Genomic DNA, 15,154 nt, shown 5'->3' on the forward strand with positions numbered 1-15,154 from the left:
GGGCCCCGCCGCCCATCCGGTGGACTCCCCACTCGACCCTGAGTCCAGCCCCCTAGGGGACGGTGGGGACAACCCCACCATCCCCGGCAGGAGCCGTCGGGAAGCGGGCCCTCAGGGGGAGGCGATCGTGGCGATGACCGCGATGATCACCGTGACGAGGAGCATGGCGCCGAGGACGGCGAGCAGCTTCTTCTGGCCGTTGCGGGGATTCGGGTCGAGTACGGGCATGGCACCCAGTCTCGCACCCTTCGCCCACTCCCCCGGCTTCCGGGTCGGCTCCCCCGGCCCCGGGTCAGGCGGCCAGTTCCTGCTCGACCGTGCGGTTGCGGCCCGCGAGGACGCCGGCCACCATCTGCGGCACCATCAGCGCCGCCATCAGCGCGATCGGCAGGCCCCAGCCGCCGCTGGCGTCGTGCAGCACGCCGATGAGCAGCGGGCCCGGGATGGAGATCAGGTAGCCGATGCTCTGCGCGAAGGCGGAGAGCTTGACCACGCCCTGGTGGCTCTTGGCGCGCAGGCCGATCATGGTGAGCGCGAGCGGGAAGGCGCAGTTGGAGACGCCGAGCAGCAGTGCCCAGGCCCAGGCGCCGCCGGCCGGGGCGAGGTAGAGGCCCGCGTAGCCGGAAAGGCCGCAGAGGCCGAGGAAGAGGACGACCGGGCCCTGTTGCGGGAGCCGGGTCGCGACGCGCGGGATGACGAAGGCCAGCGGGATGCCCATCGCCATGGTGAGCGCGAGGAGCATGCCGGAGGTTCCGGCGGAGATGCCGGCGTCGCGGAAGATCTGCGGCATCCAGCCCATCGTGATGTACGCGGCCGTGGCCTGGAGGCCGAAGAAGCAGGCCAGCGCCCAGGCGGTGCGGGACGTGACCATGCGCAGGCCGGGGGCGGGGACCGCGGCGGCGGACTCCTGCGCCTCCACCCCGGGGGTCTCGGCCTCGGCCGCGGCGGTGGCGGCCCGGCGGTCGCGGCCGTGCTTGACCGCCAGCGGCAGCCAGACGCAGAGCGCGAGCGCGGCGAGGACGCCCCAGACGGCGAGGCCGGTCTGCCAGCTCCCGCCGAGCGCCTTGGTGAGCGGGACGGTGGACAGGGCGGCCAGCGAGGTGCCGACCGCCAGGGCCATCGAGTACAGGCCGGTCATGGTGGAGACCCGGTCGGGGAACCACTGCTTGACGATGGCAGGCAGCAGGATGTTGGACACGGCGATGCCGACGAGGGCGAGCGCGCTCGCCGCCACGAAGCCCGGGGTGCCGCCGAGGAAGGGCCGCAGGAAGAGACCGGCGGCTATCGCCGTCATGCCCGCGCAGACGATGGAGGCGGGGCCGAAGCGGCGGGCCAGGCGCGGGGCCGTGATGCCGAACACCGCGAAGCAGAGCGACGGTACGGAGGTGAGCAGTCCGGCGACGGCGCCGCTCATCCCGAGCCCCGTGCGGACCTCTTCGAGGAGGGGGCCGAGGCTGGTGATGGCGGGGCGCAGGTTCAGCGCGGCGAGCACCAGGCCGACGACCATGAGCCGCACGAGCCACCCGGCGTACGGGGGCGTCTCGCGTCGCGCGTCCGGGGCGGTGCGGGGCTGGGGTGCGGTGCGGGGCTCGGGGTGCATGGTCCGGGTTTCATCGACTGGCATGAGGTCCATCATAGAATCATGGGATGATTGGTTGTCCAATCGTGGCCACGGGTGCGAAGCCCGCACCGTCCCCGACCGATCCGCCCCACCCCGTACCGCCCTGTCCCGTTCCGAACCGCCCCGTACCGTCCCGCCCCGAACAAGGAGCACCATGACGCTGACCTCTCCCCGGCGTTCCGCACTCTCCGACCAGGTGATCACCGCCCTGCGCAACCAGATCACCTCGGGCGAGTGGCCCGTGGGGTCACGCATTCCGACCGAACCCGAACTGGTCGAGCAGCTCGGGGTGGCGCGCAACACCGTCCGCGAGGCGGTGCGCGCGCTCGCGCACAACGGCCTGCTCGACATCCGGCAGGGCTCGGGCACGTACGTCGTGGCGACGAGCGAACTGGCGGGGGTGATGCACCGCCGGTTCGCGGACGCCGATCCGCTGCACATCGCCGAGCTGCGCTCCACGCTGGAGTCCTCGGCCGGCCGCCTGGCGGCGCAGCGCCGTACCGACAAGGACGTACGGCAACTGGACGCGCTGCTCGCGCGGCGCGAGCGGGCCTGGGCCTCGGGCGACGCCGAACAGTTCGTCACGGCGGACGCCTCCCTGCACCTGGCGGTGGTGGCGGCCTCGCACAACGACGTGCTGATCGGGCTGTACGCGGACCTCGGCGACCTGCTGCGGCACTGGCTGCGCGACGACATCGGGCACGAGCTGCGGCCCGAGGACCACATGGACCACGCACGGCTGATCGAGGCGATCCGGGCGGGCGACGCGGAGCGCGCGGCGGCCGAGGCGGCGGGCTACTCGCTGAAGTGCCTGGCCGACCGGGGCCGGGTCACCGGGAGCGCGCCCCGGTGAGGGGCGGGGGCGGTTCGGGGGCGCGTTCGTGGGTGACCCAGGCGCTGCCGACCTCCTTCCAGCACCGGCTGCTCAGCCGTACGGTCTGGGCCGGGCCGACCTCCACCGGGGCGCTGTCGCCGTCGAGGTCCCACCAGTGCGCGCACTCGGTGTGCAGCCGGACGAGGTCGGTGTCCGGGTAGGGGTTGTGGCAGTACGCGACCGCCCTGGTCCGTTCGACGGCGGTGCGGCAGACGGCTCCGAAGCGGTCGGGGGCGGCGTGCGCCGCGGGCGCCCGGCCGCCGGGGGGCGCGGTGTGGACGGCTGCCGTGCCGGCGCCCGCGGCCAGGAGCAGGGAGGGCAGGACGAGTGCGACGGCTCTTCCGCGGTGTGCCGGCATCCGCCACCTCCTCCCCCGTGCACATGGGACGCGTGTCCCCGGACGTGTACGACGTACGCACAGAACCGGGTCCGGTTTGTCCCGGTCAGCTCAGTCTGCGACGACTTCACGCGGTTTTCGACTTGAAGGGGCTCTGACGAGCACGTTCCGTCGAGGAGGGTTGACAGGCCGATTGGCCTGAATATGTTACATGCAACATTGAGCATGTCGTGAACCCTTCCGGGAGGACCTCCATGCAGCCCAGGCACATCCCTGATGTCTCCCGCCCCCTGCGGTGCGACCTCCTGCTGTCGGGCGGGCGGGTGGTGACCGTCGACGGACGGCGGTCGGTCCACGAGCCGGGTTCGGTGGCGATCGCGGGCAACCGGGTCGTGGCGGTCGGCCCGGCCGCCGAGATCGACGCCCAGTGGGAGGCGGCGCGCACCGTCGACTGCCGGGGCCGGGCGGTGCTGCCCGGTTTCGTCGACGGGCACTCGCACCTCTTCCAGGCGCTGGCCAGGGGCATGGGCGAGGGCCTGTCGATCTGGCCGTGGCTGTGCGAGTTCATGTGGCCGTACTCGATAGCCGTCGACCCCGAGGACGCCCGGGTGGCGGCCACCCTGGGGGCGGTGGAGGCGCTGCGCTCGGGCATCACCACCGTGATCGACAACCACTACGCGCCGACCGACCCGGACACCGTGCTCGCCGTGGCCCGCGCCGTGGAGGCGGTGGGACTGCGCGGCGCGGTCGCCCGCGGAATGCTGGGGCGCAGGACCGAGGTGGCGGCCCGGCGGGGACTGCCGGACGCGCTGTACCGGTACTCCACGCAGGAGGAGCTGGACATCACGCGGGACTGCATGCGGCGCAGGCCGCCGCGCACCTCGATGGTGGAGGTCTGGCCCGCGCCGCTCAACCTCAGTTACGTCGACCAGGACCTGGTCCGGGGGGCGGTGGAGCTGGCCGCCGAGTTCGGGACCCGCTGGCACACGCACTGCTCGGAGGGGGCCAAGGACCCGGCGAGCTATCTGGAGGCGTACGGGGTGCGGCCGGTGGAGTGGCTGGCCAGGGAGGGCCTGCTGGACGAGCGGGCCACCCTGGCGCACGCGATCTGGCTGGACGACGCCGAGGTCAAGCACGTCGGCGAACGCCGGGCCGGAATCTCGCACAACCCCACCTCCAACGCCTATCTCGCCTCCGGGGTGATGCGGCTGCGCGAGCTGCGGGACGCGGGCGCGGTGGTGTCGCTGGGCACCGACGGGCCGAGCGCCGGGCACCGCCAGGACATGTTCGAGGTGATGAAGCAGACCCTCTTCGGCCAGCGGCAGCACCACCTCGACCCGGCCGCCGCGCGTTGCGAGGAGGCCCTGGAACTGGCCACCCGCGAGGGCGGCTCGTACGCGGGCACCGGCACCGGCACGCTCTCCGTGGGCGCCCCGGCCGACGTCGTGGTCGTCGGCCTGGACCGGCCGCACCTGCGCCCCGTGCACCGCACGGTCGCCACCCTCGTCTACTCCGCGCGCGGCAGCGACGTCGAGCTGACGATCGTCGACGGCCGGGTGGTGTACGAGGAGGGCCGCTGCACCCTCGTGGACGAGACCGCGCTGCTGGCCGAGGCGCAGGAGCGGGCCGAACGGCTGGTGTCGCGGGCCGGGTTCGACGCGCTGCGCGGCGCCTGGCGGCACTGAAGTCCTGCCGCGCCTTCCGAAAGAACTCCCCGCACCTCCACCGGCTTCCTCCCGGGCCCCACGGACCTCCCGAGCACCACGAGCCTCCCGAGACATCGCAGGACCCACGGCTGCCCGTCCGCGGCCACCGTACGTGCGCATACAAGGACCCCTGCCGTCACGGGCGGCAGGTGGAGGGAGAACGCACAATGTCCCGCACCACAGCACAGGGCTCTTCGAAACAGGAGTGGACGGACGACCAGTCGGCCGATCCGGTGGAGGCAGTGCCGTCCGCCTGGCGGCTCGCCGTCTACGGGTTGCAGCACGTACTCGCCTTCTACGCCGGCGCGGTCGTCATGCCGCTGCTGGTCGCGCAGGGAGTCGGCCTGCCGGACAAGGACATCGGGATGCTGGTCAACGCGTCCCTGCTGACCTGCGGCATCGCCACGCTCATGCAGGCGGTGGGCTTCAAGGGGGTGGGCATCAGACTGCCGATCGTGCAGGGCACCTCGACCACGGCGGTGCCCTCGCTGGTCTCGGTGGGGCTGGCGGCCGGCGGGGCGAAGGCCGGGATGCCGACCGTGCTGGGGGCGGTGATCGCGGCGGGGCTCGCCCTGTTCGTGATCGCGCCGGTCTTCAGCAGGCTGGTGAGGTTCTTCCCGCCGCTGGTCACCGGCACCATCGTGACGATCGTCGGGATCACCCTGCTCGCGGTGGCCGCGCGGCAGGTGGGCGGCGGCGACCCGAGTGCGAAGACCTTCGGGTCGCCGGCCCAGCTCGGGATGGCGGCGGTGACGTTCGTGGTGATCCTGCTGCTGTACAAGTTCTCGCGCGGCTTCATGGCCACCGTCGCCGTGCTGGCGGGGCTGGTCGTCGGGACGACGGTCGCCGCGGTCCTGGGCAGGACGGACTTCTCCAGGATCGGGGACGCCTCCTGGTTCGGCATGGCCGCGCCGCTGCACTACGGCGTCGAGTTCGACACCATCGCGATCCTGGCCGTCTTCATGGTGATGATCATCGTGGCGGTGGAGTCCATCGGCCAGTTCTTCGCGGTCGGCGAGATCGTCGGCCGGGACGTGGACGGCAAGGGCGTCACCCGGGCGCTGCGGGCGGACGGGCTGGCCACGGCGGTCGCCGGGGTGCTCAACTCCTTCCCCAGCACCGTCTATTCGCAGAACATCGGGCTGATCCGGCTCACCCGCGTCAAGAGCCGGTGGATCATCGCGTCGGCCGGCGTGATCATGATCCTCTTCGGCATGGTGCCCAAGATCGGCGCGGTCGTGGCCTCGATGCCGGCGTCCGTGCTGGGCGGCGCCACCATCGTGCTCTTCGCGACGATCGGCGTCGTCGGCATCCAGATCCTGCTCCAGGCGGACCTCACGGACCAGCGGAACACCATCCTGGTGGCCGCCAGCCTGGGCATCGGCTTCCTGCCGACGGCCTTCCCGCAGTTCGCGGAGCAGATGCCGACCCGGCAACTGCATGCGCTCTTCGAGAGCGGAATCATCCTGGGCACCCTCACGGCTGTCCTGTTGAACCTGTTCTTCCACCATTTGCGGCTGCCGGGGAGTCGCAAGAAGGAGGCGGAACCCGTTGACCCGCCGGAACATTACATGCAACATGAAGTGCACACGGCGGCACCAGTGCCGAAGCAGGCCGAAGCCGACACCGTGTAATTCCTGAGGACACAGTTCACGCGATCACGGCGAAGAGGGACGGGGAGGCGAGGATGGCGACCGACAAAGCACAGCAGGCCGTGCAGCACACTGTGAATCCGGTCGCGGCCGGGAGTCTGCTGGCGGACCGCGCGTACGACGAGCTCAAGGCCGCCGTCCTGGCGAACCGCCTGCGCCCGGGCGACGCCCTGTCCGTGCCGGCGCTCGCCACCCAGATGGGCATCAGCCGCAGCCCCGTCCGGGAGGCCGTGCAGCGGCTCATCCACGACGGGCTCGCCTCCCACGTCCCGCACCGGGGCGCCGTGGTCTCCACCGTCGACCTGGAGGACGTACGCCAGTTGTACGTGGTCCGCGAGGTCATGGAGGGGCTGGCGGCGCGCCTGGCCACCGAGCGGCTCGACGCCACCAAGGTCGGCGAGCTGCGCGAGCTGCTGGAGCGCCACGAGCGCGTGGTCACCTCGGACTACGACGAGACCGCGCACATCGAGATGGACATGGCGTACCACAGCCTGATCCGCGAGGTCGCCGGGAACACCCACCTGACCTCGGCCCTGGACACCATCCAGGGCAAGGCCCACCTGGCGCTGCACTCGCTGTGGCGCAGCCCGGAGGCCCCCCGGCTCGCCGTGGCCGAGCACCGCCGGATCTTCGAGGCGATGACGGCCGGCGACCCGGACGCGGCGGAGCTGGCCGCGCGGGAGCACATCAGACGGCTGCGCATCCGGCTCTCCCAGGCGGTGGCCGCCGGCCCCGACCAGGACGCCCCCCGGGGCCCGGGCATCCACCCGGTGGCGTGACGCCCGTACCGGCACTTCCGTACCGCACAAAGGAACCGCGCGAAGCACCGCACGCACCACATCGCACCACCCAGCCCCTCGCCGAGGAAGGGAAGTGACCGATCGTGAGCACCGCTACCGGAATCCGGAACGGGGTGGGCGAGAGCGTCCGGCGGCCCGACGGCCGGCTGAAGGTCAAGGGGGACTTCGCGTACTCCTCCGACCTGCACGCGGACAACATGGTGTGGGGCGCGACCCTGCGCAGCCCGCACCCCTCCGCCCGCATCCTGCGCTTCGACGCGAGCAGGGCCCTCGGGCTCCCCGGCGTCGTCGCGGTGCTCACCCACGAGGACGTCCCCGGGCATCCGCTGTACGGCATGAAGGTCGCCGACCAGCCGGTCCTGGCCAAGGACGAGGTGCGCTACCAGGGCGAACCGGTGGCCCTGGTCGCCGCCGACCACCCGGAGACCGCGCGCCGGGCGCTGCGGCTCATCGCGGTCGAGTACGGGATACGCACCCCGCTGACCGACTCCGAGCAGGCGGTCAGCGGCGAGGGGCCCCGGGTCCACGCCCAACGGGTGGACGGCAAGGACGAGTTGGGCAATGTCGTACGCCATGTCCGCATCCGGCACGGCGACATGGCTCAGGCCGAGCGCCTCGCCGAGGTGGTCGTGTCGGGGACGTACGACGTGGGCATGCAGGACCAGGCGTTCCTGGGCCCGGAGTCGGGGCTGGCGATACCCGCCGAGGACGGCGGCGTCGACGTCTACGTCTCGACGCAGTGGCTGTACGACGACCAGCACCAGATGTGCTCGGCGCTCGGACTCCCGCCGGAGAAGGTCCGGCTGACGATGTCCGGCGTGGGCGGCGCCTTCGGCGGCCGCGAGGACGTCTCCGTGCAGATCCACTCGGCGATGCTGGCGCTGCACACCGGGCGGCCGGTGAAGATGAGCTACAACCGCGAGGAGTCCTTCTTCGGCCACGTGCACCGCCACCCGGCGAAGATGTGGTTCGAGCACGGGGCGACGCGCGACGGGAAGATCGTCTACGTCAAGGCTCGGATGATCTTCGACGGCGGCGCGTACACCTCCACCTCGCAGGTCGTCATCGCCAACGGCTCCTACTTCGCGGCCGGCGCCTACGAGGTCCCGCACGTCGAGATCGACGGCTACTCCGTCTACACCAACAACCCGCCCTGCGGCGCGATGCGCGGCTTCGGCGCGGTCCAGTCCTGTTACGGCGTGGAGTCCAACCTCGACAAGCTGGCCCGCGCCCTGGACATCGAGCCGGTCGAGCTGCGCATCCGCAACGCCATGACGACCGGCACGATGCTGCCGACCGGGCAGGAGGTCGACGGCCCGGCCCCGGCGGCGGAGCTTCTGGAGCGATTGCGCGACCGGCCGCTCCCCCCGCCCGGCGACGGCGTCTTCGGTCTCCCCGGCGGCCTGAACAACACCACCCGTGGCGAGGGCGTCAAGCGCGGTGTCGGGTACGCGATCGGGGTCAAGGCGATCGGGTTCTCCGGCGGCGTCGACGACCGGTCGGTGGCCCGGGTGAGGCTGTCCCTCGCGGACGGCGAGCCAGTGGCACAGGTGCACACCTCGGCGGCGGAGTGCGGTCAGGGCATCGTCACCCTCCAGGCCCAGATCGTACGGACCGAACTCGGCGTCCAGCAGGTGACGGTGCTGCCCGCCGACACCCAGGTCGGCGACGCCGGCTCCTCCTCCGCCTCGCGCATCAGCTGGATGAGCGGCGGTGCGGTGCAGGGCGCGTGCAAGGCCCTCAAGGAGCGGATCACCGAGCTGGGCGGTGACGGAGATCTCGCCCAAATCCTGGTCGTACACGGGCCGTTGGAGGAGGAGTACGAGTACTCCCACCGGCGTACGTATCCCGTGGACCCGGAGCGCGGGCAGGGGCAGGCGCACATCGCCTTCGCGTTCGCCGCGCACCGCGCGGTGGTGGAGGTGGACACCGAGCTCGGCCTGGTGAAGGTCGTGGAGCTCGCGACCGCCCAGGACGTCGGCAAGGCGATGAACCCGCTCGCCGTGGAGGGGCAGATCGAGGGCGGCAGCGCCCAGGGCCTGGGACTGGCCCTGATGGAGGAGCTGCACGTGAAGGACGGCACGGTGCGCAACCCCTCCTTCACCGACTACCTCATCCCCACCATCGCGGACATGCCGTCCGTGCCCATCGACCTCCTCGAACTGCCGCACCCCGACTCGCCGTACGGCCTGAACGGGGTGGGCGAGCCGCCGACCCTCTCCTCCACGCCGGCCATCGCGAACGCCCTGCGCGACGCGACGGGCCTGGAGCTGGGCCGGGTGCCGGTGCGGCCCGACGACTTCACCGGCACCGGCGGCTCCACCGACACCGACGACTCCACCGACCCGGTGCGGTCCTGACACCCGACGAAGACGAGAGGAGGTGAGGCGGGCCCTGCCCTGGGTCCCCGAACGGTTCACCACGGTCCACACACAGCTCCACGTACGGCCAGAACCAGCAGGGAAGGAACAGCACCTTGATCATCGACACCCACATGCACCCCACCAACATCGTCGACCAGGCATGGAGGCACGACGGCACGCCGTTCACCGGCGAGCGTACCCTGGAGATGATGGACGGCCCCTACATGATCAACGGGAAGCCGCGCCGGATCGACATGGGCTGCATCATGCCCCCGCCGGGCAACTCGGTGTGGCAGGACGGGATGCGCGGTGGGCGCGAAGGCATCCGGGACTACATGGCGTACATCACGCACCTGGTGACGACGTACCCGGACCGCTTCATCGGCAACTTCATGTACAACCCGCGCTTCGGGCCGGAGAACGGCGCGGCGGAGCTGCGGCACCACGTCAAGGAATACGGCTACAAGATGGTGAAGCTGCATGCCAACATGCACGCCTACCGTCCCGACCGTGCTCTGGACTGGCTGCGCCCGGTACTGAAGGTCTGCGACGAGCTGGGCATCCTCGTGCTGATCCACACGGGCGACGGGCCGTACTCGATCCCGACGCAGTTCTACCCGATCATCCGCGAGTTCCCGAACGTCAACTTCATCCTCGGCCACTTCGGTGTGCAGACGGGTGGCGTGTACTGCTTCGAGGCGCTCTACATGATCCTCGACTCGCCGAACGTGTACGGCGAGTCCGGCTGGCTCCTCCAGTCGCGCATCGTGGAGTTCGCGCAGCAGATGGAGAAGCACCAGTTGGTCTTCGGCACCGACTCGCCGCCCAACGAGCCCGGCATGTGGGCCCGTGAGCTGGAGGTCCTGATGGGCCCGCCGCCGCAGGGCATGAACCTCTCCGAGGAGCACCTGGAGGGGTACCTCGGCAACAACGTGGCCAAGCTGCTGGGCATCGACCCGACGCCGCCGCCGCGGAACGTGGAGGAGGCGCAACTGCGCCTGAAGAGCTCGTTCGCGACGCTGGAGAACCCGTCGGCCAAGTCGGCGGCGGAGATGCGTCCGTAGCTCCGAGGACCGGGGCGGCTCCGATGCTCGGGAGGCTCGGGGCCGCCCCTTCTCCGTACGGCTCTCCCGGTCGGTACACAGCTCCGTCTTCCTCGCGTGAGAAAAGTGGTGTCGCCATGCAGCAGCGCATCGGTCATCTCGTCCCCTCCACCAGCGTCGGCGTCGAACGCTGGGTGGCCCAGATCTGCAAGCCGCTCGCCATCGAGGTGTCCCATCCGATCGCCCGCGCCTCGCTCCCCGAGGTGATGAGCGGTCCGGCGATCGCGCCGCCCCAGTCCGGTGAACTCACCCGCGCCGCAGCCCAGTTGGCGGACGCGGGGGTGGGCGCCGTGGTGTGGGGCGGCAGCTCGTCGGACCTGCACGGGGCGGCGCACGGGCGGGCGATGGCGCGCTGGGTGGAGGAGGTCACGGGCGTACGGGCCTCTACGGTCACCCTCGGGCAGATCGACCTGCTCTCGCGCCGGGACCTCGTGTCGATCGCCCTGGTGTCGGCCGGCAACGAGCAGACGGCCGGCCGCGTCGCGGACACCTATCTCGCCGCCGGCTTCAAGATCGCCTCGGTGACCGCGCTGGGGCTGGCGACCGCGCGGGAGGCGGCGGAGCTGCCGGTCTCGCGGATGCGCCGGGTGCTGAAGGAGGCGGACTCGCCGGACGCGCAGTGCATCGTGGTCGCGGGCACGGAGCTGCCGGTGGCGCCCGTGGCGGCGCTGGCGGAACGGGAGCTGGGCAAGCCGGTGTACGACGGGGCGCGGGTGGCGGTCCGTACCGGCCTCGACCTGCTGGGCCTGTCGGTCACGGCGCCCGAGTGGGGCGAGATGTTCGGCGCCCGGAAGCCCGCCGGGGTGTGCTGTGACACGCACTGAACTCTCCCAGGACCTGCGGGAGTTCCTGCGTACGTACGCCGCGGAGCACCCGGAGGACGTCCTCGTCGTCGAGGAGAAGCTGGACGGCGAGGACGTCGCGGCCCTGGCCCTGGAGCTGGCGGCACGCGGCCGGGACGAGATGCTGGTGTGCCGGGACGTGGCGGGGCTCGGCATACCGGTCGTCACGAACGTCTTCGCTTCGCGCACCCGGGTGGCCCGCCTGCTGGGCACGGAACCGGCGGGCCTGCACGCGGCGTACCAGGCGGCCTCCGCCCGCAGGTGCGCCCCGCGCGTGGTCGCGGACGGGCCGGTGCTGGAGGTGGTGGAGTCGGGCGGGGACGTGGACCTGGCCGCGCTCCCCCTCATCCAGCACTTCGCGTCCGACCGGGGCCCCTACATCACCAGCGGGATCATCGCGGCGGAGGCCCCGGCGGACGCTCCGGGCCGGGCCGGGAACCTCAGCTACCACCGCTCGATGGTGCACGGCCGCAACGAGCTGGCGACGAGCCTGCACTCGCGCGGCCACCTGTGGCAGTTGCTGCGGCTCGCGGAGGAGCGCGGCGAACGGCTGCCGGTGGCCCTGGTGCTGGGCGGGCACCCGCTGTTCATGCTGGCGGCCTCGGCCCGGCTGGGCGCGGACGTGGACGAGCGGGACGTGGCGGGCGGTCTGTTCGGGGCGCCGCTGGAGGTCGTCCGGACGCCGGCGTACGGGATACGGGTGCCGGCGAGCGCGGAGATCGTGCTGGAGGGGTTCATCGACCCGGCGCGACACGCGGAGGAGGGCCCGTTCGGGGAGTTCTCCGGCTACTCCTCCGACCGGTCGACGAACGACGTGCTGACGGTGGAGACCGTGCTGCGGCGGCGCGACGCGCTGCTGCTGGACGTGGTCGGGGGCAATACGGACGAGCACCTCAACCTCGCCCGCATTCCGCGCGAGTCGGAGATGGCGCAGAAGCTGAAGGAGCGGTTCCCCGAGGTCACCGCGCTGTACTACCCGACCTCCGGGACGCACTTCCACGCGTACGTGGCGATCGGCGCGTCCCGGCCGGGGCAGGCGCGGCAGATCATGCTGGGGCTGCTGGGCTGGGACCCGTACCTGAAGACGGTGGTGGCGGTGGACGCGGACGTGGACGTGACGGACGACTCGCAGGTGCTGTGGGCGATGGCCGCGCACCTCCAGCCGCACCGGGACGTGTTCGTGGTCGACGGCCTGCCGGGAAGCCCGCTGGACCCCTCCTCCACGGCGGACGGCACGACCTCGCGGATGGCGCTGGACGCGACGCGCGGGGCGGATTTCCACGGGGTGCGCATCCGGGTGGCCCCGGAACGGGTGGCGGCGGCGCGGGAGTTGCTGGACGGGCGGTGAGCGGGGGGCGTCCCGGCGGTCGCGGAGGGCACCGGCGGGGCCGTCCGCGGCGCGCCGCCCGGCCGGTGCGGTCGCCCGCCGACGGCGGCCCGGAGCTCCGCTGATCCGGCCGCCCCCTGTGCGCACCCCACACACCGGTCCCCGGCATTGTGGGGTACGCACCCATGTCAGCCGCCCGGACGCGTCCCTACTGTTCCGGCCATGACGAGCAACCTTTCCGCCACCCCTGCCGCTCCCCTCCGGGGCCGCACCGCCCTCGTGACCGGCGGCGGCAGCGGCATCGGCCGGGCCTGCGCGCGGGCCCTGGCCGACGCCGGGGCCGCCGTGCACGTCGTGGACCGGGACGGCGACAGCGCGAAGGCGGTCGCCGAGGAGACCGGCGGACAGCCGCACGCCGTCGACCTCGCGGACGCCGCCGCCCTCGCCACGCTCCCCCGCGAGGTCGACGTCCTGGTCAACAACGCGGGCCTCCAGCACGTCGCCCCGATCACCGCGTTCCCGCCGGACCGCTTCGAGTTGATCCAGCGGGTGATGGTGACCGCCCCCTTCCTGCTGCTGCGCCACACCCTCCCCCACATGTACGCCGGCCGGTGGGGCCGGGTGGTGAACGTCTCCAGCGTGCACGGGCTGCGCGCCAGCGCGTACAAGAGCGCGTACGTGGCCGCCAAGCACGCGCTGGAGGGCCTGAGCAAGGTGGCCGCCCTGGAGGGCGCCCCGCACGGCGTCACCAGCAACTGCGTCAACCCCGGCTACGTGCGCACTCCGCTGGTGGAGGGCCAGCTCCAGGACCAGGCCGCCGCCCACCGCATCACCCCCGACCAGGTCCTCACCGACGTGCTCCTGGCCCGTTCGCCCGTGAAGCGGCTGCTGGAACCGGAGGAGGTGGCGGGGGCGGTGCTGTGGCTGTGCGGGCCGCACGCCGCGTCCGTGACCGGCGTGTCCCTGCCCCTGGACGGCGGTTGGACGGCGGGCTGACGCCCCCGCGACTGCGAACTCCTCGAAGCCCACCCCTCTTTCCCGGAAACCGGTGACCCACCATGACCGACACCTCCGCCCAGGGCGCGCCACCACGCTCCGGCATCGCCCGCATCGTCGGCGCCAGCCTGATCGGCACCACCGTCGAGTGGTACGACTTCTTCCTGTACGGGTCGGCCGCCGCCCTGGTCTTCAACACCCTCTTCTTCCCGACCAGCGACCCCCTGGTGGGCACGCTGATCGCCTTCGTGACGTATGCCATCGGATTCGTCGCCCGCCCCCTGGGCGGCGTGGTCTTCGGCCACTTCGGCGACCGCGTCGGCCGCAAGAAGCTGCTGGTCCTGAGCCTGCTGCTGATGGGCGGCGCGACCTTCGCGATGGGTCTGCTGCCCACCTACGAGACCATCGGCGTGGGCGCGCCGATCCTGCTGACCGTGCTGCGCCTGGTGCAGGGCTTCGCGCTGGGCGGCGAGTGGGGCGGTGCGGTGCTGATCGTCTCCGAGCACGGCGGCGACAAGCACCGCGGGTTCTGGGCGAGTTGGCCGCAGGCGGGCGCGCCCGGCGGAAACCTGCTGGCCACGGGGGTGCTGGCGCTGCTGGCCGCGGTGCAGTCGGACGAGGCGTTCCTGTCCTGGGGCTGGCGGGTGCCGTTCCTGCTGTCGGGCGTCCTGGTCGTGATCGGGCTGTGGATACGGGTGTCGGTCAGCGAGTCCCCGGTCTTCCTGGCCGCGCAGGCGAAGGCGCGGACGGAGGCGGAGCGCGGCGGCAGGGAGCAGGCGCCGGTCGTGGAGGTGTTCCAGCGGAACTGGCGCGAGGTGCTCACCGCGATCGGCACCCGGTTCGGCGAGAACATCTCGTACTACCTGCTCACCTCCTTCCTCCTCGTGTACGTCACCGTGCACCTCGGGCTGCCCAGGTCCACCGCCCTGAACGCGGTGCTGATCGGCTCGGCGGTGCACTTCGTGACGATCCCGCTGTGGGGGGCGCTGTCGGACCGGCTCGGGCGGCGGCCGGTGACGCTGATCGGCTCGGTGGGGATGGCGGTGTGGGCGTTCGTCTTCTTCGCCCTGGTGGACGGGAAGTCCTTCGCGGTGATCACGTTGTCGGTGACGGTGGGGCTGCTGCTGCACGGGGCGATGTACGGGCCGCAGGCGGCGTTCATCTCGGAGATGTTCGACACGAAGGTGCGGTACTCGGGGGCCTCGATGGGTTCGCAGCTCGCGTCGATCGTGGCGGGCGCGCTCGCCCCGATCGTCGCGGTGGAACTGCTGAAGGACTTCGACTCCTCGCTGCCGCTGAGCCTGTATCTGGGCGGGGCGGCGCTGGTCACGTCGCTGACGGTGTTCTTCGCGCGGGAGACCCGGGGCCGCGACCTGGCCCGTGACCAGGCGTCGCCGGACACGGCCGTCCCCTCCGGCCGGCCGGGCGCGGGCGCCGCGCAGGCGGCGGAACGGGCCTGAGGCGGGGGCGGGGGCGGCACGCGGGGACGGCGGGCGGGGACCGGGGCGCGGGTGCGCGCCCCGGTCCCCGCCG

13 protein-coding genes are annotated in these 15,154 nt (G+C 72.2%); 10 read left to right on the forward strand and 3 right to left on the reverse strand.

From position 1 onward, the window contains the following. Positions 1 to 111 precede the first annotated feature (111 nt). Both ACZ56L_RS16745 and ACZ56L_RS16750 read right to left on the reverse strand, forming a co-directional pair. A complete protein-coding gene (locus ACZ56L_RS16745; protein ID WP_268253607.1) occupies positions 112 to 228 on the reverse strand; it encodes an SGM_5486 family transporter-associated protein in 117 nt (38 codons plus the stop codon). Between the two features lie 64 nt (positions 229 to 292). Next, complete coding sequence (locus ACZ56L_RS16750; protein WP_468684289.1) at positions 293 to 1,624, reverse strand: CynX/NimT family MFS transporter; 1,332 nt, start codon at positions 1,622 to 1,624, stop codon at positions 293 to 295. A gap of 151 nt (positions 1,625 to 1,775) precedes the next feature. On the opposite strand from ACZ56L_RS16750, the gene ACZ56L_RS16755 reads away from it, so the two are divergent. After that, positions 1,776 to 2,474, forward strand: a complete 699-nt coding sequence (locus tag ACZ56L_RS16755; protein WP_345224338.1) for a FadR/GntR family transcriptional regulator — start codon at positions 1,776 to 1,778, stop codon at positions 2,472 to 2,474. Here ACZ56L_RS16755 and ACZ56L_RS16760 read toward each other — a convergent pair. After that, positions 2,452 to 2,853 (reverse strand): hypothetical protein, encoded by a 402-nt coding sequence (locus ACZ56L_RS16760; protein ID WP_345224336.1) that lies wholly within the window; start codon positions 2,851 to 2,853, stop codon positions 2,452 to 2,454. The genes ACZ56L_RS16755 and ACZ56L_RS16760 overlap by 23 nt on opposite strands. A gap of 233 nt (positions 2,854 to 3,086) precedes the next feature. Between ACZ56L_RS16760 and ACZ56L_RS16765 the strand changes: the two genes are divergently transcribed. From ACZ56L_RS16765 to ACZ56L_RS16805, 9 genes are all read left to right on the forward strand, one after another. Beyond that, the gene (locus ACZ56L_RS16765) at positions 3,087 to 4,517 is read left to right on the forward strand and encodes an amidohydrolase family protein (RefSeq protein ID WP_401757887.1); all 1,431 of its coding nucleotides are present in this window, start codon (positions 3,087 to 3,089) and stop codon (positions 4,515 to 4,517) included. A gap of 188 nt (positions 4,518 to 4,705) precedes the next feature. Continuing rightward, on the forward strand, positions 4,706 to 6,172 hold the full coding sequence (locus ACZ56L_RS16770) for a nucleobase:cation symporter-2 family protein (RefSeq protein ID WP_345224332.1): 1,467 nt from the start codon (positions 4,706 to 4,708) through the stop codon (positions 6,170 to 6,172). A 53-nt stretch (positions 6,173 to 6,225) separates the two neighbouring features. Next, complete coding sequence (locus ACZ56L_RS16775; protein WP_471064721.1) at positions 6,226 to 6,969, forward strand: GntR family transcriptional regulator; 744 nt, start codon at positions 6,226 to 6,228, stop codon at positions 6,967 to 6,969. Positions 6,970 to 7,073: 104 nt separating this feature from the next. Continuing rightward, a complete protein-coding gene (locus ACZ56L_RS16780) occupies positions 7,074 to 9,350 on the forward strand; it encodes a molybdopterin cofactor-binding domain-containing protein (RefSeq protein ID WP_471064723.1) in 2,277 nt (758 codons plus the stop codon). Between the two features lie 116 nt (positions 9,351 to 9,466). Next, a complete protein-coding gene (locus ACZ56L_RS16785) occupies positions 9,467 to 10,417 on the forward strand; it encodes an amidohydrolase family protein (protein WP_345224324.1) in 951 nt (316 codons plus the stop codon). Positions 10,418 to 10,533: 116 nt separating this feature from the next. Continuing rightward, positions 10,534 to 11,280, forward strand: a complete 747-nt coding sequence (locus ACZ56L_RS16790; RefSeq protein WP_471064725.1) for an aspartate racemase/maleate isomerase family protein — start codon at positions 10,534 to 10,536, stop codon at positions 11,278 to 11,280. After that, the gene (locus ACZ56L_RS16795; protein WP_471064727.1) at positions 11,267 to 12,646 is read left to right on the forward strand and encodes a UbiD family decarboxylase; all 1,380 of its coding nucleotides are present in this window, start codon (positions 11,267 to 11,269) and stop codon (positions 12,644 to 12,646) included. The genes ACZ56L_RS16790 and ACZ56L_RS16795 overlap by 14 nt, the downstream gene beginning before the upstream one ends. 201 nt (positions 12,647 to 12,847) lie before the next feature. Then, entirely contained in the window at positions 12,848 to 13,621 is a 774-nt protein-coding gene (locus ACZ56L_RS16800) for a 3-hydroxybutyrate dehydrogenase (protein WP_401757878.1), read from the forward strand. Between the two features lie 62 nt (positions 13,622 to 13,683). Further along, positions 13,684 to 15,081, forward strand: coding sequence for an MFS transporter (locus tag ACZ56L_RS16805; protein WP_471064729.1), 1,398 nt, complete (start codon positions 13,684 to 13,686; stop codon positions 15,079 to 15,081). Positions 15,082 to 15,154 lie beyond the last annotated feature (73 nt).

This window comes from Streptomyces sp. NPDC039736, assembly GCF_055596485.1.